Origin of the sequence: Microbacterium sp. STF-2, assembly GCF_034650155.1 — a bacterium.
GTDB lineage: Bacteria > Actinomycetota > Actinomycetes > Actinomycetales > Microbacteriaceae > Microbacterium > Microbacterium maritypicum_A.
This window is the reverse complement of the sequence record NZ_JARKMW010000001.1, coordinates 1,069,487-1,090,379: the sequence shown is the minus strand read 5'-3', so window position 1 is coordinate 1,090,379 and position 20,893 is coordinate 1,069,487. Positions and strand designations below refer to the sequence as shown.

Here is a 20,893-nt window from a genome sequence, read left to right as displayed (position 1 = left end):
AGACAACCCCCAGGACCAGTCGGCACCCGCGTCGAACGACGCCGTGCCGTCCACCGAGGCCGCAGAGGTCGCCGCTCAGTCGGCGACGGATGCCGCCGCTGACAACGCCACACCGGCGCCCGCCACGCCGGCGTCGGCCGCGCCGGCACCCGTCACACCGGCGTCGGCCGCGCCGGCGCCCGCTGCGCCGGTGCACGGGCATGAGATGCCGTCGACGTTCGCCTCGCAGGCCCCGGCCGCACCGGTGATCGCACCGGTCCCGCAGGGCTACGCGGCACCCGCCGCCACCGCGCCGGCAACCGCCACCGCGCAGGGCGCGGCGTTCGGCATCCCCACCGCATCGTCGTACACCCAGCCGACGCAGCCGCTCGACGGCGGTGCCGGCCTTCCGGGCGAGGGGACGAAGACCAAGGAGCAGAAGCCTCGTAGCGGCGCGAAGTTCGCCGCTTTCATCGTCGCGGCCGCTCTGGTCGGCGGGGTCGCCGGTTTCGGCGGAGGCGCTCTGCTGAACGGGCTCCAGGACCAGCCCTCCTCGGGCACGGCGACCGGGCCGCAGACGGTGACCGTGAACAACCCCGGTTCCGTCAACGAGACCACGGCTGTCGCGACCGCCGCACTTCCGTCCGTCGTCACCATCGAGGTGGCGGGCTCCGACCAGGCAGGCAGCGGATCCGGTGTCATCATCAGCGATGACGGCTACGTGCTCACCAACACGCACGTCGTGACGCTGGGCGGCGCTGTCGCGGATCCGACGATCCGGGTGACCACGTCCGATGGACGCATCTTCGAGGCGACCGTGGTCGGCACCGACCCGATCTACGATCTGGCCGTGATCAAGCTGAAGGATGCCAAGGGGCTCACCCCGATCGACTTCGCCGATTCCTCGAAGCTCAACGTCGGCGACACCGCGGTGGCGCTCGGAGCCCCGCTCGGGCTCGCGAACTCGGTCACGACGGGCATCGTGAGCGCGCTGAACCGGAGCATCCAGATCGCTTCCTCCGCTCTGCCCGACTCGTCCTCCGAGGACGCTCCGAACCAGCAGCAGACGCCCGATCAGGGACAGGGCCAAGGGCCGTTCCAGTTCGACATCCCGGGCAGCGGCACGCCGCAGACCTCGGACTCCATCTCGATCGCCGTGATCCAGACGGATGCCGCGATCAACCACGGGAACTCCGGTGGTGCGCTCGTGAACAGCAAGGGCGAGCTGATCGGTATCAACGTGGCGATCGCGAGCTCGGGAAGCTCCGAGGAGTCGGGCTCGATCGGCATCGGCTTCGCCATCCCGTCGAACATCGCCAAGCGGGTCTCCGACGAGATCATCGCCGACGGTGCGGCGACGCACGGCCTTCTCGGTGCCTCGGTCCAGGACGCGTCGAGCGTGCAGGGTGCCACCGTCTCCGGCGCGTACATCGCCAAGGCGACGGACGGCGGCGCTGCGGCTGCGGCCGGCATCCAGGAGGGCGACGTCGTCACCACGTTCAACGGAGTCCCGATCACCAGCGCGAGCGATCTGACCGCTCAGGTGCGTGCGGCGGCGGCCGGCAGCGATGCCAAGGTCACCTACGTGCGCGGCGGCAAGCAGTACGACGTCGAGGTGAAGCTCGGCGAACTCGCCGGCTGAAGCCCACCGCGCGCCGAGAAGGACGCCACCCCGCGATAGGCTCGCGGGGTGGCGTCCTTCTCTTTCGGCACCGGCAATGCGGCCAAGCTCCTGCGGATCCCGCTGTATGCCGTCGGACGCATCGGCACGGTCCTCCTTCCGCGCGGTCGGCGCTGGGTCTTCGGCTGCGGAGCCGGGGTGGGCGACGGCGCCCTCGCACTGCAGCGCTTCGCATCGGCGGCCGGCCACGACACGATATGGCTCACATCGTCGGAGCGCGAGGATCGGGATGCGGCGGCGCTCGGCATCCGGTCCGCGCGCAAGGGCGGGCTTCGCGGCTGGTGGCACACAGCGCGGGCCGGGGTGCTCGTCGTGACGCACGGGCTCGGCGATGTGAACCGCTACGCGAACGGCGGCGCCTTCGTGGTGCAGCTCTGGCATGGGATCCCCCTGAAGCGCATCGGCCTGGACTCGCCCGCGACGACCCAGGTTCCGAATGTTCCCGGCGCAGCGCTGCTCCGCCGTGCCGTCGGCATCCTCTACCGCGCGGCGGCCCAGCGCATCCGAGTGCTCCCCGCGGCTTCGCACCGCGCGAGAGGGCGTCTGGAGTCCGCCTTCGGACTCGGGGGCGACCGCGTGGTGGTGACCGGAGAACCCCGAGTCGACGTGCTCTCGCGTGGTGCGGTCGACGAGGTGCGGTCGGCGGCATCCACTCTTCTCCGTGCAGTGGCGGGAGAGATCCCCCAGACGGCGCGCTCCATCCTGTATGCGCCCACCTGGCGTGACGGTGCCCCCGACCCGGCGGTTCCCACCGCCGACGAGTGGATCCGCATCCTCCGGCTCCTCGAAGAACGTGACGCCGTCCTTTTCGTACGCTCGCATCCTCTCGGCGAAGGCGGGTATGCGCCGCCACTTCCGAGCAGGCGGGTGCGCGCGCTCGGGGCCCCAGTGCTGGCGGACGTGACGCCGGCGCTCGCGGCATTCGACGTGCTCGTGACCGACTACTCGTCACTCGCGTACGACGTCGGTCTCCTGCGCATGCCGGTGCTCTTCCTGGCCCCCGATGCGGAGGAGTACGCCACCACCCGTGGGTTCTACGGTCGGTTCGACGACGTCGCGGGCCCGGATGCTGCCGCTGACTGGACGGAACTGCTCGCGCAGCTCGACGCCCTCCTCGCAGACGATGCCGTCCGCGACGGGGCATCCGTCCGTTCCGCTACGCTCAGCGCGGAGATGCACGCGTATCGGGACGGACGCAACACCGAACGCGTCTATCAGGTCATCCGCGCACGGGGGATTCCCGCGCCGAAGGGAGCAGTATGACAACGGCCCGCATCGATGACGCGGCGGAGGCCCTGATCATCGAAGGGACCGGTCAGCGACCGGAGACGGCCGACCTGCGCGGACCGCGGTCGCACGTCGAGGCTCGTATCAGCGGAGGCGGCGCGACCTGGAAGGCGACGTTCCCGCTGCAGGCATCGCGTTGGGGCGGGCCCTCGCTCCCGCTGCCGACCGGCTCCTACGAACTGCGGATCGCCGGCGCCGACCTCGACGGCGTGCGCATCGCTCCGGTGGTGCTCACCGGGGTGCGCATCGCCGTCGATGCCGGTGTCGTGCGCATCGCCGCGCCGATCGATCCGGTGTACGAGACGGCGGAAGGACGATCCACCCTCGAGGAGAGGTACGTCGCACAGGTGGGAGGCACGGAGAACGCCGTGTTCTTCGAGAGCTTCTACGGACGCAGCGTCGGCTGCAACCCTCGGGCCATCGACCGGGAACTGGCGGCGCGAGCCCCCCAGGTGCGACGGTATTGGAGTGTGGTCGACCTCTCCGTCGAGGTGCCGGAGGGCGCGATCGCGGTCGTCGAGGGCAGCCCGCAGTGGTGGCACGCACGCGGAGCCGCTCGACTGCTCGTGGTGAACGACTGGCTGCGACGGCGCTTCGCTCGCAAGCCCGGCCAGAAGGTGCTCCAGACCTGGCATGGCACACCCCTCAAGCGGCTCGCGCTGCACCGTCCCGGTTTCGATCCGCGCCGGATGGCGGCGGTCGTGAAGGAATCCCGGCGCTGGGACGTCCTGCTGGCGCAGAACCCGTATTCCGAGCGCATCCTCCGGAAGGCGTACGCCTTCTTCGGGCGACCGATCTGGGTGGAGGGATACCCCAGGAACGATGCGCTCACGACGGGTGATCCCGTCGCGGTCCGTGCAGCGCTCGGCATCGGCCCCGATGAGCGGGTGCTGCTCTACGCGCCGACCTGGCGTGACGATCGCGCCGAGATGGTCGACTTCGTCGACGCGGAGCTTCTGGCACGCCAGGCGAACGCCGTGGTCCTCGTTCGCGGTCACTCCCGCACTCTGGAACAGGGGCGGGATCTCGCCGGTGCACGGGTCATCGATGTGACCGGCTACCCGGAGACGGCGCGGCTGCTGCTCGCCGCGGATGCGCTGATCACCGACTACTCCTCGGTCATGTTCGACTTCAGCGTCACCGGCAAGCCGATGTACTTCCTGGTGCCCGACATCGATCACTATCGCGGACAGCTGCGCGGTTTCTACTTCGATCTCGCGGAGAGGGCGCCCGGTCCGCTCGTGCGGACGCAGGAGGAGCTCACCGCTGCCCTCGACGACGAGCGCCATGAGGCGGCGTATGCGGATCGCTATGCCGCCTGGCGTCAGCAGTTCAACGCTCGCGACGACGGTCATGCCGCGCGGCGCGTGGTCGACCGCATCCTGGACCTCGGGTTCGTCACGGCCTGAGCGCGGCGGGGCGCGAGCACGCTCGCGTGGAACACCTCCGGCGAGAGATCTCGTCAGCGGGGGCGTCAGCTCGACGGTTTCCGTGTGAGGGGGTCAGGGCAGCGGGGTGTTGCGGGTGCCGAGACGCGAGGCGTCCACGGTGTCGTGGGCTCCCCGGAGCACGCCGCCGAGGAAGCCCAGACCCCAGGAGATGTGCATCGTCGGCAGGACGAGGAGCGTCCACATCCGCTGTCGCACGCCCCCTCCGCCGGGAGCCAGCGCGACGCCGAGGATGAGCAGCAGGTAGAGGGCGAGCGGTCCGTACACGAGAAGGGAGGCGACCATCGAGGCCACCCCGGTGAGCACGCCGGTCACCTGCAGGACCCCGACGAGGACGGCGAGGGCGACGACCACGACAAGCGCGGGCGGGGCGAAGTATCGAAGCCCGTTGCTCCGTCCGAACCGCCGAACGAGCTCGCCCCGCCAGGCTCCGGTGGCACGGAACTGTCGGGCCAGACGCAGCCAGCTCTCCCGTGGCCAGTAGGTGACGGACAGGTCGGGGTCGAACCAGACCCGATGACCTGCCTGGCGGATCCGGAGGTTGAGCTCCCAGTCCTCGCCGCGTCGAATCGTCTCGTCGAACAACCCGACCTCGTCGAGCACGTCACGCCGCATCACGCCGAGGTAGGCCGACTCCGCCTCGCCTTCCTGGGAGCTCCCGTGATATGCGCCACCACCGAGCCCGACCGGCGAGTTGTACAGACGCGCCACGGCCTTCTGGAAGGGGGTGCGTCCTTCGGCATGCATCACGCCGCCGACGTTCGCGGAGTCGGTGCGTTCCAGGGTCTTCAGCGCCCGAGCGGCGTACCCGGGGGAGAGCTCGGAGTGCGCGTCCACGCGCACGATCGTGTCGTAGCGGCTTGCGCGGATCGCGGCGTTCAGGCCGACGGGGATGTGCGCCGCAGGATTGTCGACCAGCCGGATGCGGTCGTCCGCGTCGGCGAGCCGTCGCGCGAGCTCGGTGGTGCCGTCCGTCGACGGCCCCAGCGCGAGCACGAGTTCGGTGGGAGCGTCGACATCCTGTGCGAGCACCGACGCGATCGCGTGTTCGAGGTATGCACGCTCGTTGAGCACCGGCATCACGAAGGACACCCCGGGCCGGGGAGTGGGGAATTCGTCTGCGGGCACATGACGATCATGGCACGGCGTCGACGGACGTTGCCTGAGGGTGTGGGAGGGGCAGACCTCGGGTACGTGGCTGGGGCTCAGCCGGAGGAAGCGACGCGAACGAACTATTCTGGAGGGATGGGTGCACTGTCTGACGCGAAGAAGGCATATCGTCTGCTGAAGCGGGCGCTCGCGTCTCGCACCGCTGTGCAGCGTGTGCGGCGGCGTCTCGCCGAGCGCGAACCGCTTCCGGCCGATCATTTCAAGGTCGCGGTCTACTTCGCCGACGGCGCGGTGAACATGTACCAGATGCGCCAGTGGTACCGCCCGCTCGCCGAGCTCTCGAAGCGCTGGCCCGTCGTCGTGCTCTCCCGCCAGGCGACCGGGACCGAGAAGCTGCTCGAGGAGGATTCGCCGCCCGTGGCTTTCGTGCCGAAGGTGCGCGACATGGAACGCTTCATCGCGACCCAGGACATCCGCCTGGTGCTCTACGTGAACCAGAACACTCGGAACTTCCAGATGTTCCGCTACGGGCGGCGTTGGCACGTGTTCATCAACCACGGCGAGTCCGACAAGATGTACATGACGACGAACCAGTACAAGGCCTACGACTACGCGTTCGTCGCCGGACAGGCCGCCCGTGATCGTCTCTCGCGCACGCTGTGGGACTACGACGTCGACCGCCGCACGATCGAGATCGGTCGCCCGCAGGCCGATCATTACGCCGGCACCCTTCCGTACACTCCCGATGAGCGCACCGTCGTGCTCTACGCGCCGACGTGGGAGGGAGACCGACCCAGCGCGCACTACGGCTCGATCGCATCGCACGGCGAGGTTCTCGTGTCTCGCCTGCTCGCGACCGGCGCCCACCGTGTCATCTACCGTCCCCACCCTCGCAGCGGGGTCGTCGACGAGGAGTACGGAGCCGCGCACCGACGGATCGTGGCTGCGATCCATGCGGCGAACGCGGCGGACCCGAACGCACACCACATCTACGATGCAGCTCCGGAACTCGGTTGGCAGCTGACGGCGGCTGACGTCGCGATCGTCGACATCTCCGCGATGGTGTACGACCGGCTTGCGGCGGGGAAGCCGCTGATGATCACGCGTCCGACCGACGAGCAGGCATCGATCGACACGCAGGGCTACCTGGCGGACTGCGAATGGTTGACCGCCGAGGCGGCGGCCGACATCGTGGCCGAGGTCGACCGCGTCCGCGCGGATGAGGCTGCGATCGCCCGGTTGCGGATGTGGGTCCAGCACTATTTCGGTGACACGACGCACGGGGTGGCCACCGCGAAGTTCCATGCGGCTGTCGACGGCCTCATGCAGGAGTGGGAGCGCTGGCAGGCTCACGAGGTCGGGACCGTTCGAACCGACGAGGACGACGACGACGAGGAAGCCGACGAGGACTCCTGATCATGGAGCTCCCCCTCGCGCGTGCGATCGCCGCTCGTCTCGATCTGGTGGGTGCCACCGGCTCCACGAACGCCGATCTGCGCGCGCACGCGTCCGATGCCGACGCGTGGCCGCACCTGGCCGTTCTGGTCACGCACGACCAGACGGCCGGACGTGGCCGCCTCGACCGCACCTGGACGGCACCCGCGGGCGCGGCCATCGCCGTCTCGGTCCTGCTTCGGGCGCTTCCCGCCGATCCTGCCGCGCGCGGGTGGATTCCGCTCGCCGCAGGGGTGGCCCTGGCGGAGGCGATCGCTGAGCAGCTTCCGACGCACGACGTCGCCGTGAAGTGGCCGAACGATGTCCTCGTGGATGGACGCAAGATCTGCGGCATCCTCGCGGAAGCGACGACGGACGCCGTCGTTCTCGGCGCCGGCGTGAACACCGCCATGACGGCCGAGCAGCTTCCCGTGACGTCGGCCACGTCGTTCGCCGCACTCGGCGCCGTCGCGGACGACGATCTCCTGCTCTCCAGCTACCTCGAGAGACTCGACGGCCTCCTCTCCGCGCTGACCGTCACGGAGAACGCGGTCGTGAGCGGTCTGCACGGCGCCGTGTCGGCGCGGTGCGCGACTCTCGGGCAGACGGTGCGGGTATCGCTGCCGGCTGGACGCTCTCTCGAAGGAGTGGCGACGGCGATCGACCCGGACGGTCGTCTTCTCGTCGAATCCGAAGGTCTCGAGCACGCGATCTCTGCGGGGGATGTCGTGCACGTGCGCCCGGCCGGAAGCTGACACGCCGCCGCACAGACGGCTTTGTCGCAGATCACGGGCACAATGGTGGGGTGACCCAGCCTGTGACGCTCGGCGGGCGGCCCCTGATGCCGCCGCCCGGTACGCCTTCGGAGGAGCTGTTGATCGCGCGCTTCCGAAGCCACGCACGTCGGCTGTTCTGGTCGGCTCTCGTCCTCATCGCCACCTTCGGGGCGACGGCATACTTCTTCGGCAACCTCCCGGCGGGGTTCGAGGACTGGATGCTCCTCGCCGCGGCGGGTGCGCTGTTGCTGTTCGCCGTCGTGCTGCCGTTCATCGTCTGGTACTCGCGGAGCACCACCGTCACGACGCGGCGGGTCATCGTCCGCCAGGGGATCGGTTCTCGTCGGCGCCATGAGATGTCGCATGCCCGGGGCTACACGATCGCCGTTCGGCGGGGGCCCTTGCAGCGGTTGTGGGGGTCGGGCACGATCACCCTCTCGAACGGCGTCGACGCGCCGCTGCGACTGCCGAACGTGCCGAACGTGACTCTGGTGCACGAGACTCTTGCCGACCAGATCGAGGTCGGGCAGATCCTCGCCCACCGCGACGCGCAGGCCGTCGGCGACTGAGTTCCCTCGCCGGGCATGCCGCGGAGCGAGCCGGCGCCGGCGACGCCCATCGGCAACCGGTCGTGCGCGCCCGGTCGCGTGCGGAAGAATGGGTGCAGACGAATGGAGGCGGCACATGGCGTTGCGTGTTGGCGTGATCGGCGGAGGACAGCTGGCCCGGATGATGATCGCTCCGGCGGTCGAGCTCGGGATCGAACTGCGGGTGCTCGCAGAGGGGGAGGGGATGTCTGCCGAGCTGGCGTCCACCGCCGTGGGCGACTACCGCGATCTTGATACGGTGCGGGCTTTCGCGGCCGGCGTCGATGTCGTGACCTTCGACCATGAGCACGTGCCGCAGGACGTTCTCCGACAGCTGGTCGCGGACGGCGTCTCCGTGCACCCGGGGCCGGATGCGCTCCAGTACGCCCAGGACAAGCTCGTGATGCGCGCGCGCCTCGCAGAGCTGGGGATCCCTCAGCCCGAATGGGCGGCTGTGCGCACCGCCGCCGACCTGCAGGCCTTCCTGGACGAGCACGCCGGAGCAGGCGTGGTGAAGACGCCACGCGGAGGCTATGACGGCAAAGGCGTGCGGGTCGTGCGTGCGGCGGAGGAGGCACAGGACTGGCTGGCGGCGCTCGCCGACGGAGACGCCCTGCTCGTCGAGGAGCTCGTCCCCTTCGTGCGTGAGCTCGCCCAGCAGGTGGCGCGTGGCGTCGGCGGCGAGATCGTCGCCTACCCCGTCGTCGAGACCGTTCAGCGCGACGGGGTATGTGCCGAGGTCATCGCCCCGGCTCCTGCAGCGACCGAGCGTTTGGTGGAGGTCGCGGAGTCGATCGGTCGCACCATCGCGGAAGGTCTGGGCGTGACGGGCATGCTGGCGGTCGAGCTGTTCGAGACCGACGACGAGCGGATACTCGTCAACGAGCTCGCGATGCGTCCGCACAACAGCGGCCACTGGAGTCAGGACGGCGCCGTCACCGGCCAGTTCGAACAGCATCTGCGGGCGGTCGCCGATCTTCCTCTCGGGAGCACCGCGCCGCGCGCCGCGTGGTCAGTGATGGTGAACATCCTCGGCGGCCCGGCCGAAGGGACGTTGGACGAGCGCTTCGGGGCCGCGATGTCTGAGCACCCGCAGGCGAAGATCCATACCTACGGGAAGGCGCCCCGGCCCGGTCGGAAGGTCGGCCACGTGAACGTTGCAGACGATGATCTCGACGATGCGGTCTACGTCGCCCGTGCCGTCGCCGCGCACTTCGTCTGATCAGATCGCATGTGGCGGCTCTTCGCCGACACATGCGCGGCAAGTGGTGTGCCGTTCGGGGAATCTCACAGCGGCAGACCATACCCTGATCTGGTGACCGAGCCACTGCACTCTTCCGCCGAGCCCCTGGTCGGCGTCGTGATGGGATCCGACTCCGACTGGCGCGTGATGAGCGATGCATCTCAGGCGCTCACGGATTTCGGGATCCCCCACGAGGTGGAGGTCGTCTCCGCGCACCGCACACCCGACAAGCTCATGTCGTACGCGCGCGACGCGCGTTCACGCGGCATCCGCGTCATCATCGCCGGTGCCGGGGGAGCCGCCCATCTGCCCGGGATGCTCGCCTCCATGACACCGCTTCCCGTCGTCGGCGTGCCGGTGCCGCTCGCATATCTCGACGGCATGGATTCCCTGCTGTCGATCGTGCAGATGCCCGCGGGCATCCCGGTGGCGACCGTGTCCATCGGCGGGGCGCGCAACGCCGGTCTGCTGGCCGCGCGGATTCTCGGAACGTCGGATGAGGCTCTCGCCGATAGCGTCGAGGAGTACGCACGTGCGCTCGAGGCGCAGGTCGAGGAGAAGAACGAACGGCTGAAGGGTTCACTGTGACTCTTGCGCCTCCGCGCGCAACACGGCGCCCGCTCATCGAGACCCGGCCGCTGCGGCATCCTGATCCCGGCGATTCGGGGACGATGGTCAAACGCGGGTGGTGGCTGATCGCGGTGAACCTCCTGGTTCCGGGCTCCGCGCAGGTGCTCGCCGGCAACCGTCGCCTCGGGCGATTCGGTCTCGGTGCCACGTTGCTCTCCTGGTTCCTCGCGATCGTGGCACTGGGCCTCGCGCTCTTCGCCCGCCCTGTCCTGCTCTGGCTCACGATCGGTGGCGGGTTCTTCTCCGCCGTGGTCCTGACGATCGTGCAGGTGCTGCTGGTGGGGTACGTCGTGCTCTGGGCCGTGCTCACCTTCGACACTCTCCGCCTGGTGCGACTCGTGAAAGTGCCTGGGCCGTCCCGATTCGCCATCCCGGTCGTCGCGTTGGTGCTGTTGGGACTCGTGGGAGGCGGCGCAGGCTACGCTGCGACCGCCGTCGGATCGGTGCGCAACACGATCGGCTCGATCTTCGGACAGAGCGGACCGAGCGTGCAGCCCAGCGACGGCTACTACAACATCCTTCTCCTCGGCGCCGACAGTGGTGACGGGCGCGATTCGATGCGGTTCGACAGCATCTCGGTGGTCTCCGTGAACGCCGACACCGGGGCTGTCACGATCACCGGTATCCCGCGAGAGCTTCCGAATGCGCCGTTCAGCGACGGCAGTCCGATGCAGGAGCTGTATCCGAACGGGTTCGAAGGCCATGGCTCATCGACCTGCGGCTGGAACGGCTGGATGAACCATGTACGCAACGCCGCGGAGGTCTGTCGAGAGGATGGTGGCACCGGCCTCTATCCGGATGCCAAGGCCAACGGCTCGGAACCCGGGATCGAGGCGACGAAGGACGCGGCGGAGGGAGTTCTCGGAATCGAGATCCCGTACTACGTCTTCGTCGACATGCACGGCTTCGCAGAGCTCGTCGACGCTCTGGGCGGCGTGGAGATCGACGTCACCGAGCGTCTGCCGAAGGGCGGCCCGCCGGAGGGATGGACGGGCAGCGATGTGAACGAGTGGGCTATCGGATGGATCGAGCCCGGCAAGCAGCGCATGGATGGCGATACGGCGCAGTGGTACGCCCGCTCGCGGTACACCACCAGCGACTGGGATCGCATGAAGCGTCAGAGAGAGCTGCAGGCCGCGATTCTGGCGCAGTTCACCCCGCAGACGGTTCTCACGCGTTTCAACGAGGTGGCCGCGGCGGGGACGGCGCTGATCAGCACCGACCTTCCCTCCGACAAGCTCCCGGAGTTCTTCGATCTGATGCTCAAGGCCAAGGAGCAACCGGTCACCTCGATCGAACTCACACCCGAGACCGGCGTGGACGAGCACCAGCCCGACTACGCATTCATCCACGAGATGATCCAGCAGAAGCTGCATCCTCCGACGGAGACGCCGACTCCTGAGCCGTGACCCCGGGTGTCCCGGAGCGGCGGAATTCTGTGCGGGTCCGTGCCCGCTGGAGCGCGAGGTCAGTGCGCATGACAAAGCCCACGGTCGCCTCCCGAAGGAGAGCGGCCGTGGGCTTCCGGTGGGTTCCACCGGATGCACCAGACGACGGTGATCGGAGGGGGAGGGATCACCGTCGTCCAGTCGACCACCGCACGAGGCGGCAGCCGGACCTAGGCGCGCTTGCGGCGTGCAGCTCCGACCGCGACGAGTGCTCCGCCGGCGACCAGCGCAGCTGCTCCGCCGCCGAGGATCCACGGCGAGACGTTCCCGCCCGTGAGGGCCAGCTCGATACCCCCGCCGGTGAGCGGCAGCTCAGAACCTGCGGCCGCGACTCCAGGATCGTGGTCGCAGCTCACGGCAGCATCGTGGCCGTGCGAGACCGTGATCGTCGCCGTGTACGCACGCGAGCCGTTGAAGGCGACGGCGTAGGAGCCCTCTCCGTCGGACGGCGGACGGAACGTGAGCGTCAGGCTGCCGTCTCCGGCAGCGGTGTTGCCGGAGACCGCGGCTTTCCCTGCGTTGTAGCCGGAAACCGAAACGTTCACGTTCTCGGACGGCAGGAAGTAGCCCGGTCCGAACACGATCGTCGAGGCTTCGCAGATGTCGATGATCGGATCGCCGACCTTGGCGCCGGGAGGCGTCGGATACGAGTCGGACGACGCGGACGGAACCGTCGGCGCAGCGGTTGCGACGGTGGGCGCGACGAGTACGAGCGCGCCGGCGGCAAGGCTGATGGCAGCCAGTTTCTTCAGCATGATTTCTCCCCAGAATTTCACGCGGAATCGCCTTTGGATACACCCCTGCATCCAACTGCGTGACGTCGTCCTGCCCCCACGGCAGGATTGCGGACGTCAGATATTCCCCAGTGAGTCGACAGTACCCTATCGAGCTGTTAATGTCACGAAGCGCATCGGAGCGGTGATCGAGTCGTGACGGGGGTGTCGATCAGCGGGGTGTGCAGCACTTCCGTGAGACGCTCACCTGCGCCGGTGCCCTGGAACTCGATCGTGATCGTGGTCGATTCTCCGGGCGCGAGGGAGACCTCGTGCTGCACCGCCGATCGACCCCCGATCATCGCCGTCTGCACGCCCTCCTCTGCGCCGTCCCGATCGATATGCGACGGTGTCGACCCCTCGGGGCCGTATACGGCGATCAGAGTGCGCACCGTTCCTGCCGGTACGCCGTAGAAGCCATCGGCCGTGACGTAGGCGGGCAGGGTGGTCGCGGCGTCGGCGGGGGCTGTGTTCGTCCACGTCACCCGCACCTGCGTGGTCGGTGTTCCCTGGCAGGTGCCGACCGATGTCGAGATGGCGGCGCGGGTGTAGTAGTCCATCTTGCCGCCGGTGGTGTCGTTCATCAGCACCCCGACGGAGGTCGTATCGGAGGTGTCGTCGGGGATCGTCCCGCCCAGGGCGGAGGCCGCGAGCACGGTCTCCTCGGGCTCGTGGGCGCTCCAGATGCGAATGCGCCCCTCGGCCGCCGAGTCAGAGAGAGCTCCGAGCAGTGCGCGCGGTTCCGCGCGGGACAGGGCGGCACCGAACAGGGCTCCAGCGGCCTGAGCGAAGATCTCGTCCTGTACCGCGGGATCGGGGACGGCCGCGTAGATCTCCGACAGGAGGATGTCGGTGATGTTCTCGGACGTGGCCGTGAAGGGGCCGAAGGTGAGATCTCCGGTCGCGGCGATCAGATGCTTCGCGACGACGGCGTCCACGGCGATGACGCCGTCCACGGTCCCGCCGAACCGTCCCTGCCACCGTGCGGCGATGGCGGCGCCGGCCTCACGGAAATCAGGGATGCTGGTGAGATTCTGCAGATATCGGCCCGGGCGATCCTCGAACAGGGCGATCGTGGAGTCGCTGAGGGGCAGGGCGGTCTCCAGCGGAGGGAAGTCCCGAGTCGATGCCTGGGTCTGAAGCGTGATCTTGCCGCCCTCGGCATGCAGCAGGGCGATCGATCCGATGATCCCGCCCGAGGATCGCAGCTCCGCGTTGTTCTGCATCGCGAGCACATAGTTGCGCGGGCCTTCGCCGCCGAGCATCGTCGGCAGCAGCACGGCGGCGCCGTGGAGCGAGCCGACGACGGTCGCCGCCTCGTGGACCGATGAACGCATGGTGCGGATGGCATCGGCGAGGGGCGGGAGCGTGGCGTCCGCGTCGATGCGTCTGCCCTTCGACTCCGCGGTGCCGAGCGCCGTGTCCGCGGCGCCGAGCGGGCCGGCGATCTCGGCGAACGGTGCGAGGTCGATGGTTCCGCCGGCGAAGCCGAGGCTCGCCAGGTCGAAGTCCGCGGCAACATCCAGGAGCGGCGTGAGGGCGTCGTTCGACACTTCGTCGGCGATCTCGGCGATGTCGCTCACAGCGCTGAAGTTCGGTCCGATCCAGGGGAGGGCGCCGAAAGCGTGCCACACCGGGTCGGAGGTCAGGGCGTGCGCGGATTCCGCATTGTGAGCGATGCTCCGCGCGATCGGCCTCGCGCCGTCGAGATCACCGGTAGCGATCGAGGCCTTCAGCTGCGAGGCACCCTTCGCGACCTGCTGAAGGTCGTTCACGGCGCCGATCCCGCGGACGGTGACCCAGCCGACGGCGATGAGGAGAAGGGTCAGCAGAATGCCGACGGTCCACCCGATCCATCGGCGCCGGACGGGAAGTCGACCATCGCTCACCCGAGCATTCAAGCATGAACCGCTGCGGCCGTGGTGGGCGAAAACTGTGCGAACGCTGACACTACGGCGGCGCGGGCGCTGACCTCACGGGGGGAGCGGCACAGCGGGGATAGCCTGTGTGCATGGGTGCTCGACTGCGTGTTGTTCTGGATCAGCTCGTGGATGTCGTCGAGGCCGATCACGCGGACGCCGCGGTGGGAATCACCGCCGGCCTGGTCGCGACCGCCCCCTCCGGTTGCGCCGTGGACGCCATCGTTCCGGCCGGCGCGTCCGTGCCTGTGGCGGGAATAGGGGACATCCGCACGCTCGGGATGGGGCGTCGTGAACTCGCCGCAGCCTGGCAGCTCGGGATCGCTCCGGGTGTCGGCGGCGGACTCATCCATTCGCCGACGCTGATGGCGCCCCTTGTGCGCCATGATCGGGTGCACGACAACCACCAGACCACGGTCACGGTGTGGGATCTGCGAGCCTGGGATGCGCCGGAGCTGCTGTCCAAGGGGAATGCGGCCTGGCAGCGAGGCATGCTCCGTCGAGCTGTGAGACATGCCGACGCGGTGGTGGTGCCGTCTCACGCCGTTGCCGAGCGTCTTTCGGAGCTGGCGAAGATCGGCGACCGCGTGCGGGTGATCGCGGGCGCACCGCCGCAGGGATTCGACGTTCCCCGTGATGCCGCCGCACGTCGCCATGCTCTCTCGCTACCGGATGAGTACGTGGTCCTGAGCGGATCTCCCGCGAACCTGTCCGACGGGTTCCGAGGCGCGGCGGCCGCTGGTCTGGACGCTGTCATCGTCGATGCTCCCGACGGTGCGGAACCTCGCTACGCCGACGCGGCGTCGGCTGCAGGTCTTCCCGAGCGGCGTGCGCACGTGAGAGGAAGGCTGAGCGTCGAGGACCGCGCGGCGGTTCTGGACAGGGCCGCTGTTTTCGTGGCGACCGAGGCCGTGGCGGGGTGGCCGTGGCGTGCAGTCGAGGCCATGGTGCTGGGTATCCCGGTGGTGGCTGTCTCCAGCGGCTCGCACCACGACGTCATCGCCGACGGAGGGATTCTCGTCCCGTCCAGGGAGATCTCCGACGCCGTGGTGGAGGCGGCTGGGGGAGCGGCGGAGAGACTCCGAGTGCTTGCCGCCGATCGGTCCCGCGCGTTCTCCTGGGCGAGCTCGGCGGAACGCCTCTGGGGCCTGCACGCCGACTTGTGATTCGCTGAGAGCAACCTGCGCATACGGGCGACACGCCGAAAAGTTGTGGCGCAAAGTGTGTAACAGTGGCATCATCCCGCAACTTCCGTCACACTGGTCACATGTCTCGACGTGCCCCACGCTCGCGAAACACCATGAGGTTCCCCCGACTCCTCACCTGTTTCCTCGCTGCCTTCGCCCTTGTCATCGGCACTGTGGTCCCCGCCACCGCCGCAACCGCATCCGTCTTGGCGAGCGGCACGAGCGTCACGCGAGCAGCCGCCGATCCTGTCTCCGCCGGGATGGTGAAGACGACGCTGGCCGGATTCGATGCGGGAAACATCATCAGCGATGCGGTCTTCACGAACGCGGGAACGATGACGGAGGCGCAGATCCAGGCGTTCTTCAACAGCAAGGTTTCGAGCTGTCAGAGTGGCTACGTCTGCATCAAGGACTTCTCGATCACCTCCGTCACCCGCCCGGCCGACGCCTATTGCAAGGGCTATACCGGCGCGGCCAATGAGTCGGCCGCGAGGATCATCTACCGCGTCGCCCAGTCGTGCAACATCAACCCGCAGGTGCTGATCGTCATGCTCCAGAAGGAGCAGGGCCTCATCACCCACACCTGGCCGAGCGCGTGGCGCTACAACATCGCGTTGGGACAGGGCTGCCCTGACACGGCGCCCTGCGATCCGAATTACATCGGCTTCTTCCACCAGATCTACGGTGCCGCGCGTCAGATGCAGATCTACATGGAGGGCAAGTGGTTCCAGTGGTACGCGCCCGGCAAGACCTGGAACATCCTCTACAACCCCAACGCGAACTGCGGCAGCTCGCCGGTGTACATCGCGAACAAGGCGACGTCGGCGCTCTATTACTACACCCCCTATCAGCCCAATGCCGCGGCGCTGCGCGCCGGGTACGGAGAGGGGGACGGCTGTTCGGCATACGGCAACCGCAACTTCTACAACTACTTCACCGACTGGTTCGGCCCGACCCAGGGGCCGAGGGATGATCCGATCGGGGTCGTGGAGTCGATCGAGGCACTCCCCGGTGAGTATCGGGTGCGCGGTTGGGCGTTGGACCCCAACTCTGCGGAGAGCATCGGCGTGCACGTGTACGTGGGGTCGGCCGGCTACGCCTACACGGCGGACGGAGACCGCCCCGATGTCGGAGCGTCGTACCCCGGCAAGGGGAGCAAGCACGGGTTCGACGTCAGGATTCCCACTTCCGCGTCGGGCGGTATCCGGATCTGCGTCTACGGGATCAATGTCGGGGCGGGCGGAAACTCTACTCTCCGCTGTGAGGAAGTCATCGGCAAGACCGGTCCGCCCGTGGGGGCGCTGGAGGCCGTGGCCGGCGTCGCCGGCGGGGTAGAGGTGTCTGGCTGGGCTCTCGACCCCGATACCGCGGGCTCGATCGGAGTCCATGTCTACGTGGGGTCCTCGGCGACCGCGCTGGTCGCGAGCCGGCCGCGGAACGATGTGCGCGATCAGTACCCGCTCTACGGCAATGCTCACGGGTTCGGCGCGACCATCACCGCGCCCGCAGGGCAACAGTCCGTGTGCGCATACGGCATCAACGTCGGTAACGGTGGAAACGTGCTGCTCGGGTGCGCCACTGTGACGGTGCCCCCGGCGAAGGACCCGGGGCGTGCTCCGATCGGACACGTCGAGAGCATGGCCGCGGGTCCCGGAGGCGCCACGATCTCGGGGTGGGCGTACGACCCGGACACGACAGCATCGATCGATATCCGCATAGAGGTGGACGGCGTCGCCAAGAACTACCGTGCGGACAAGGATCGACCCGATTTCGGGGCGGCATATCCCGCGATGGGCTCACGCCACGGATTCAACGAGTTCGTGTCGATGTCCGTGGGATCGCACCAGGTCTGCGTGTACGCGATCAATGACGGTGCGGGCGGCAATCCGCTGATCGTGTGCTCGACCGTGAAGGTGACGTCGCCTGTCGATCAGGGGCGAGTGCCGAAGGGGTTCGTTGAGGGCATCGTGCCGGGGGCCGGCGGCGCGACGGTCACGGGATGGGCTTTCGATCCGGACACGACTGATCCCATCCAGGTGCACGTGTACGTCGATGGCGTGGGCAAGGCCTACCTCGCAGACAAGGCCCGCGCAGATGTCGCTGCTTCCTACCCGGGAGCAGGGCCACGTACCGGATTCAGCGAGTTCGTTCCGATGTCGATGGGAACCCACCAGGTCTGCGTGTACGCGATCAACAACGGCGCCGGTGGCAATCCGCTGGTCTCCTGCACCAGCGTGAGGGTCACCGCGTCCGTGGACATGGGGCGTGTACCCCTCGGTTTCGTCGAGAGTATCGCCCCGGTGAACGGCGGCGCGACCGTCAGCGGTTGGGCGTTTGATCCCGACACGATCGATCCGATCCAGGTGCACGTCTACGTGGACGGTGTGGGCAAGGCCCTTCTTGCGGACAAGCCCAGACCAGATGTCGCGAAGTCGTATCCCGGCGCGGGGCCGAATACCGGCTTCACCGAGTTCTTCCCGATGTCGGAGGGGAGTCATCAGGTGTGCGTCTATGCGATCAACACGGGGAGCGGTGGCAACCCGTTGGTCGTCTGTTCCACCGTGAAGGTGAGCGCCCCCGTGATCGTCGACAAGGGCCGCGCGCCCGTCGGTTTCGTCGAGAGCATTGTGCCGGGTGCCGGAGGCGCGACCCTCACCGGCTGGGCGTTCGATCCCGATACGACGGACCCTATCCAGGTGCACGTCTACGTCAACGGGGTCGGCACGAGTTTCCTGGCCGATGGCGAACGCCCCGATGTCGGGGCTGCCTACCCGGGCGCCGGCTCGCGCCACGGTTTCAGCAAGTCGGTCGCGATGCCGTCCGGATCGAACCAGGTTTGCGTCTATGCGATCAACAACGGAGCAGGCGGCAATCCTCTGATCGTGTGCTCCACGGTGAGAGTGCCGTGACCTGCCGCTGATCCGCCGCGACAGCAACGTGCCGACGCTGAGGAGGCCGCTCCCGAACCTTTCGGGGGCGGCCTCCTCGCCGCCCCGCTGTGGTTAGACTCCATCGGGCATCCACCATCCAGAAAGACGGACGTGCGTAAGACCGAACTCGACTCCCTCCGTGGGCTGGCCGCACTTGCGGTCCTCCTCTATCACGCCACCGCTGCGTCGATCCCGGCGTTCTTCGACGGCGCGGAGCTTCTCCCGGTCGAGGGCTTCTGGAACAATGCTCTGATCTACTCGCCGTTGCGGATCATCACCGCGGGGCCGGAAGCGGTGTGGTTGTTCTTCGCGCTGTCGGGATTCGTGCTGGTTCGTTCAGCGGCGCGACCCGGATACCGTTGGGACGCCTACTATCCCAGCCGTATCATCCGCCTCTACCTCCCCGTCATCGGTTCGGTGCTGGTGACGGCGATGGTCTTCTGGCTCATTCCGCATGTCTCCAGCCCTGAGTTCCATCGGATGGTCATCGGACTGCCCACGACGTACACCGTCGAGAGTGCGCTCGAAGACGCGACGCTGCTGACGGGTACGAGCATCGCCAACGTCCCTCTCTGGTCCCTGCAGTGGGAGGTGTTGTTCTCCCTTCTGCTGCCCGTGGCCGTGCTGCTCGCGCGCCGGTTCCCCTGGATCTGCGCGTCACTCGGTCTCATCGCATCGATCGCCAGTGTGTGGACCGGCTCGATGTTCCTCCTCTACATGCCCATGTTCCTGATCGGAGCGGTACTGGGCTACCACTGGGAGAGGATCGCCGAGCGATTCACGGGGCTGCGTTCCACGACATTCGGCGGGAACGTCGCGTGGGCGTCCCTCTTCGTCCTGGCCGTCTGCCTCATCACGGCTTCTTACACGTTCGACTTCGTCATCGACCGTGAATCCTATTGGAGCACGAACCTCTTCGCGAGCCTGTTCACTGTTTCCAAACTTACGGGGATCGTGTTGCTGCTCGTCGTTGTCATGCTCTGGACCCCGCTGCGGTCACTACTCCAGCTGAAGCCCTTCGTTGCGCTCGGGAAGATCTCCTTCAGCCTGTATCTCACCCATGGACCGATCGTGATCGGGATGCTCTTCCTGTTGGGGCCGGGCCAGCGCACCACGATCGTCCAGATCGTCCTGAGCCTCGCTGTCGCCGTCGCGTTCTATTACCTGGTGGAGAAGGGCGCGCACAGACTGTCCCGCCACGTCGCGCAGCGTATCCGCGCTGAGGATCGGTCCGTTCTCGCAGCATGATCGACGTGGTAGTCGACGCTGAGAAGATCGCCGGCCCACCACCGGGGAGCGCCATGACGACTAGGGGGTGTCAGATGCTCACGGCCGATGCTCCGGCCGATTCCCTGCGCTGAATCGACCGGTTCAGGCGGCGCGCGAGCCGGTGGATCGGCCGTTCGAAGGCGTAGTAGAAGCCGATGGCGATGGCGAAGCTGGCGACCACCGTGAGGATCGCGGGCACGGCACCCACGCCGATGGCGAAGCCCATGGCGATCATGATCGGCCGATGTACGAGATAGAGACTGAACGAGATCGTTCCGAGGAAGACCATCACGCGAAGCGAGAGCAGCCGGCTCAGAGGGCTCCATTGCACGCTGAGGATGGTGAGGAGCACGATGCCGGCCAGAGCGAACGGCATCGTGGCCAGGCGTGGATCGATGCCTATGGACTGCAGAGGGCGACCGACCAGGAAGAACGATGTCATGCCGCAGATCGCCACGACCACGAGGACGAGTCCGCTCGAATGCGCGATCCATCCACCGCCTCGGAGGAATGCGAATGCCCGACTGATCTGGTCCCAGTACTGCGCCAAAAGGGCTCCGAAGAAGAACATCGGCATGTACGAGAGGAGCTGGTTGCTGACGCTCCAACCGATCCCGCAGCCCACGATCGCGACGAGCGTCGCCCAACCGGGAAACCTGCGCACCAGGTAGAGATAGACCGGTAGGAGAAGCGAGAAGACGACCTCCCACTGCAAGGACCAGAGGACGCCGATACCGTTGCTCGTCCCTCCGAGCAGCGTGGCGTCGTAGACGATCTCCGACCACTCGTAGTTCTTCGGGAGGGAACTGATCACGATGTTGTCGCCTGGTTCGACGACGTGCGGAATCAGGACGTAGGTGAGCCACGCGAAGAGGATGGCGAAGAGTACGGGCCCGTACAAGCGAAGCATGCGACTGGGAAAGTACGCCGACCACGTGAAACCTGGACGCGTCGCCGCCTTTGTCAGCGCGAATCCCGAGAGGACGAAGAAGAACCACACAGCCTCGGCTCCCAGCCAGATGATGTGCAGAGGAGAGAAGATGAGGATGTTGAAGATCGTGCGGTCTGCCGGCAGAAGATCGATGCCGGCCTGCAACGTCGCCCAGTTCAGCGCGAGGACATGGTACAACAGCACCGAGATGGCGGCCAGACCGCGCAACGAGTCGAGTTCAGGATTTCTGATGGGTCAACC

Annotated in this window: 16 protein-coding genes; 12 read left to right on the top strand and 4 right to left on the bottom strand. The window is 67.7% G+C overall.

What is annotated here, in order from left to right; all coding sequences use genetic code 11:
- From MicroSTF_RS05200 to MicroSTF_RS05190, 3 genes are all read left to right on the top strand, one after another.
- Positions 1–1,621: S1C family serine protease (locus MicroSTF_RS05200; RefSeq protein WP_322954068.1), on the top strand; the 1,621-nt coding region annotated here is incomplete at its 5' end.
- Between the two features lie 48 nt (positions 1,622–1,669).
- Positions 1,670–2,923 carry a CDP-glycerol glycerophosphotransferase family protein gene (locus tag MicroSTF_RS05195; protein WP_322954066.1) on the top strand — a complete coding sequence of 418 codons (1,254 nt, stop codon included), beginning with the start codon at positions 1,670–1,672 and terminating at the stop codon, positions 2,921–2,923.
- The gene (locus MicroSTF_RS05190; RefSeq protein ID WP_322954064.1) at positions 2,920–4,356 is read left to right on the top strand and encodes a CDP-glycerol glycerophosphotransferase family protein; all 1,437 of its coding nucleotides are present in this window, start codon (positions 2,920–2,922) and stop codon (positions 4,354–4,356) included. The genes MicroSTF_RS05195 and MicroSTF_RS05190 overlap by 4 nt, the downstream gene beginning before the upstream one ends.
- A gap of 93 nt (positions 4,357–4,449) precedes the next feature.
- On the opposite strand, the gene MicroSTF_RS05185 is transcribed toward MicroSTF_RS05190, so the two are convergent.
- Entirely contained in the window at positions 4,450–5,523 is a 1,074-nt protein-coding gene (locus tag MicroSTF_RS05185; RefSeq protein WP_029266771.1) for a glycosyltransferase family 2 protein, read from the bottom strand.
- Positions 5,524–5,640: 117 nt separating this feature from the next.
- On the opposite strand from MicroSTF_RS05185, the gene MicroSTF_RS05180 reads away from it, so the two are divergent.
- The 6 genes from MicroSTF_RS05180 to MicroSTF_RS05155 all read left to right on the top strand — a co-directional run bounded on the left by MicroSTF_RS05180 (position 5,641) and on the right by MicroSTF_RS05155 (position 11,584).
- Positions 5,641–6,921 (top strand): CDP-glycerol glycerophosphotransferase family protein, encoded by a 1,281-nt coding sequence (locus MicroSTF_RS05180; RefSeq protein ID WP_315069209.1) that lies wholly within the window; start codon positions 5,641–5,643, stop codon positions 6,919–6,921.
- 2 nt (positions 6,922–6,923) lie between these two features.
- Positions 6,924–7,694, top strand: coding sequence for a biotin--[acetyl-CoA-carboxylase] ligase (locus tag MicroSTF_RS05175; RefSeq protein ID WP_315069207.1), 771 nt, complete (start codon positions 6,924–6,926; stop codon positions 7,692–7,694).
- An 86-nt stretch (positions 7,695–7,780) separates the two neighbouring features.
- Positions 7,781–8,284, top strand: a complete 504-nt coding sequence (locus tag MicroSTF_RS05170) for a PH domain-containing protein (RefSeq protein ID WP_172889180.1) — start codon at positions 7,781–7,783, stop codon at positions 8,282–8,284.
- 115 nt (positions 8,285–8,399) lie between these two features.
- Complete coding sequence (locus MicroSTF_RS05165; RefSeq protein ID WP_322954058.1) at positions 8,400–9,524, top strand: 5-(carboxyamino)imidazole ribonucleotide synthase; 1,125 nt, start codon at positions 8,400–8,402, stop codon at positions 9,522–9,524.
- Positions 9,525–9,665: 141 nt separating this feature from the next.
- The gene (gene purE, locus MicroSTF_RS05160) at positions 9,666–10,133 is read left to right on the top strand and encodes a 5-(carboxyamino)imidazole ribonucleotide mutase (protein ID WP_036271441.1); all 468 of its coding nucleotides are present in this window, start codon (positions 9,666–9,668) and stop codon (positions 10,131–10,133) included.
- Complete coding sequence (locus MicroSTF_RS05155) at positions 10,130–11,584, top strand: LCP family protein (RefSeq protein ID WP_322954056.1); 1,455 nt, start codon at positions 10,130–10,132, stop codon at positions 11,582–11,584. Before purE ends, MicroSTF_RS05155 begins: the two co-directional genes overlap by 4 nt.
- A 209-nt stretch (positions 11,585–11,793) precedes the next feature.
- On the opposite strand, the gene MicroSTF_RS05150 is transcribed toward MicroSTF_RS05155, so the two are convergent.
- Complete coding sequence (locus tag MicroSTF_RS05150; RefSeq protein ID WP_021200307.1) at positions 11,794–12,378, bottom strand: hypothetical protein; 585 nt, start codon at positions 12,376–12,378, stop codon at positions 11,794–11,796.
- Between the two features lie 143 nt (positions 12,379–12,521).
- Positions 12,522–14,285, bottom strand: coding sequence for a DUF4012 domain-containing protein (locus tag MicroSTF_RS05145; protein ID WP_322954052.1), 1,764 nt, complete (start codon positions 14,283–14,285; stop codon positions 12,522–12,524).
- 122 nt (positions 14,286–14,407) lie between these two features.
- On the opposite strand from MicroSTF_RS05145, the gene MicroSTF_RS05140 reads away from it, so the two are divergent.
- From MicroSTF_RS05140 to MicroSTF_RS05130, 3 genes are all read left to right on the top strand, one after another.
- The gene (locus tag MicroSTF_RS05140) at positions 14,408–15,481 is read left to right on the top strand and encodes a glycosyltransferase (protein ID WP_315069197.1); all 1,074 of its coding nucleotides are present in this window, start codon (positions 14,408–14,410) and stop codon (positions 15,479–15,481) included.
- Positions 15,482–15,615: 134 nt separating this feature from the next.
- Complete coding sequence (locus MicroSTF_RS05135) at positions 15,616–18,411, top strand: hypothetical protein (protein WP_029266781.1); 2,796 nt, start codon at positions 15,616–15,618, stop codon at positions 18,409–18,411.
- 132 nt (positions 18,412–18,543) lie between these two features.
- Positions 18,544–19,680: an acyltransferase gene (locus MicroSTF_RS05130; RefSeq protein WP_322954049.1), complete on the top strand. Its 1,137-nt coding sequence runs from the start codon at positions 18,544–18,546 to the stop codon at positions 19,678–19,680.
- Positions 19,681–19,750: 70 nt separating this feature from the next.
- Here the strand turns inward: MicroSTF_RS05130 and MicroSTF_RS05125 are convergent, their stop codons facing one another.
- Positions 19,751–20,884 carry an acyltransferase family protein gene (locus tag MicroSTF_RS05125; RefSeq protein WP_081860066.1) on the bottom strand — a complete coding sequence of 378 codons (1,134 nt, stop codon included), beginning with the start codon at positions 20,882–20,884 and terminating at the stop codon, positions 19,751–19,753.
- Positions 20,885–20,893: the final 9 nt, after the last annotated feature.

Coding starts and splice junctions, on each gene's coding strand:
- purE (WP_036271441.1), top strand. CDS start 9,666: ATGGGATCCGACTCCGACTGGCGCGTGATGAGCGATGCATCTCAGGCG.
- MicroSTF_RS05135 (WP_029266781.1), top strand. CDS start 15,616: ATGAGGTTCCCCCGACTCCTCACCTGTTTCCTCGCTGCCTTCGCCCTT.
- MicroSTF_RS05190 (WP_322954064.1), top strand. CDS start 2,920: ATGACAACGGCCCGCATCGATGACGCGGCGGAGGCCCTGATCATCGAA.
- MicroSTF_RS05150 (WP_021200307.1), bottom strand. CDS start 12,378: ATGCTGAAGAAACTGGCTGCCATCAGCCTTGCCGCCGGCGCGCTCGTA.
- MicroSTF_RS05180 (WP_315069209.1), top strand. CDS start 5,641: ATGGGTGCACTGTCTGACGCGAAGAAGGCATATCGTCTGCTGAAGCGG.
- MicroSTF_RS05165 (WP_322954058.1), top strand. CDS start 8,400: ATGGCGTTGCGTGTTGGCGTGATCGGCGGAGGACAGCTGGCCCGGATG.
- MicroSTF_RS05140 (WP_315069197.1), top strand. CDS start 14,408: ATGGGTGCTCGACTGCGTGTTGTTCTGGATCAGCTCGTGGATGTCGTC.
- MicroSTF_RS05170 (WP_172889180.1), top strand. CDS start 7,781: ATGCCGCCGCCCGGTACGCCTTCGGAGGAGCTGTTGATCGCGCGCTTC.
- MicroSTF_RS05175 (WP_315069207.1), top strand. CDS start 6,924: ATGGAGCTCCCCCTCGCGCGTGCGATCGCCGCTCGTCTCGATCTGGTG.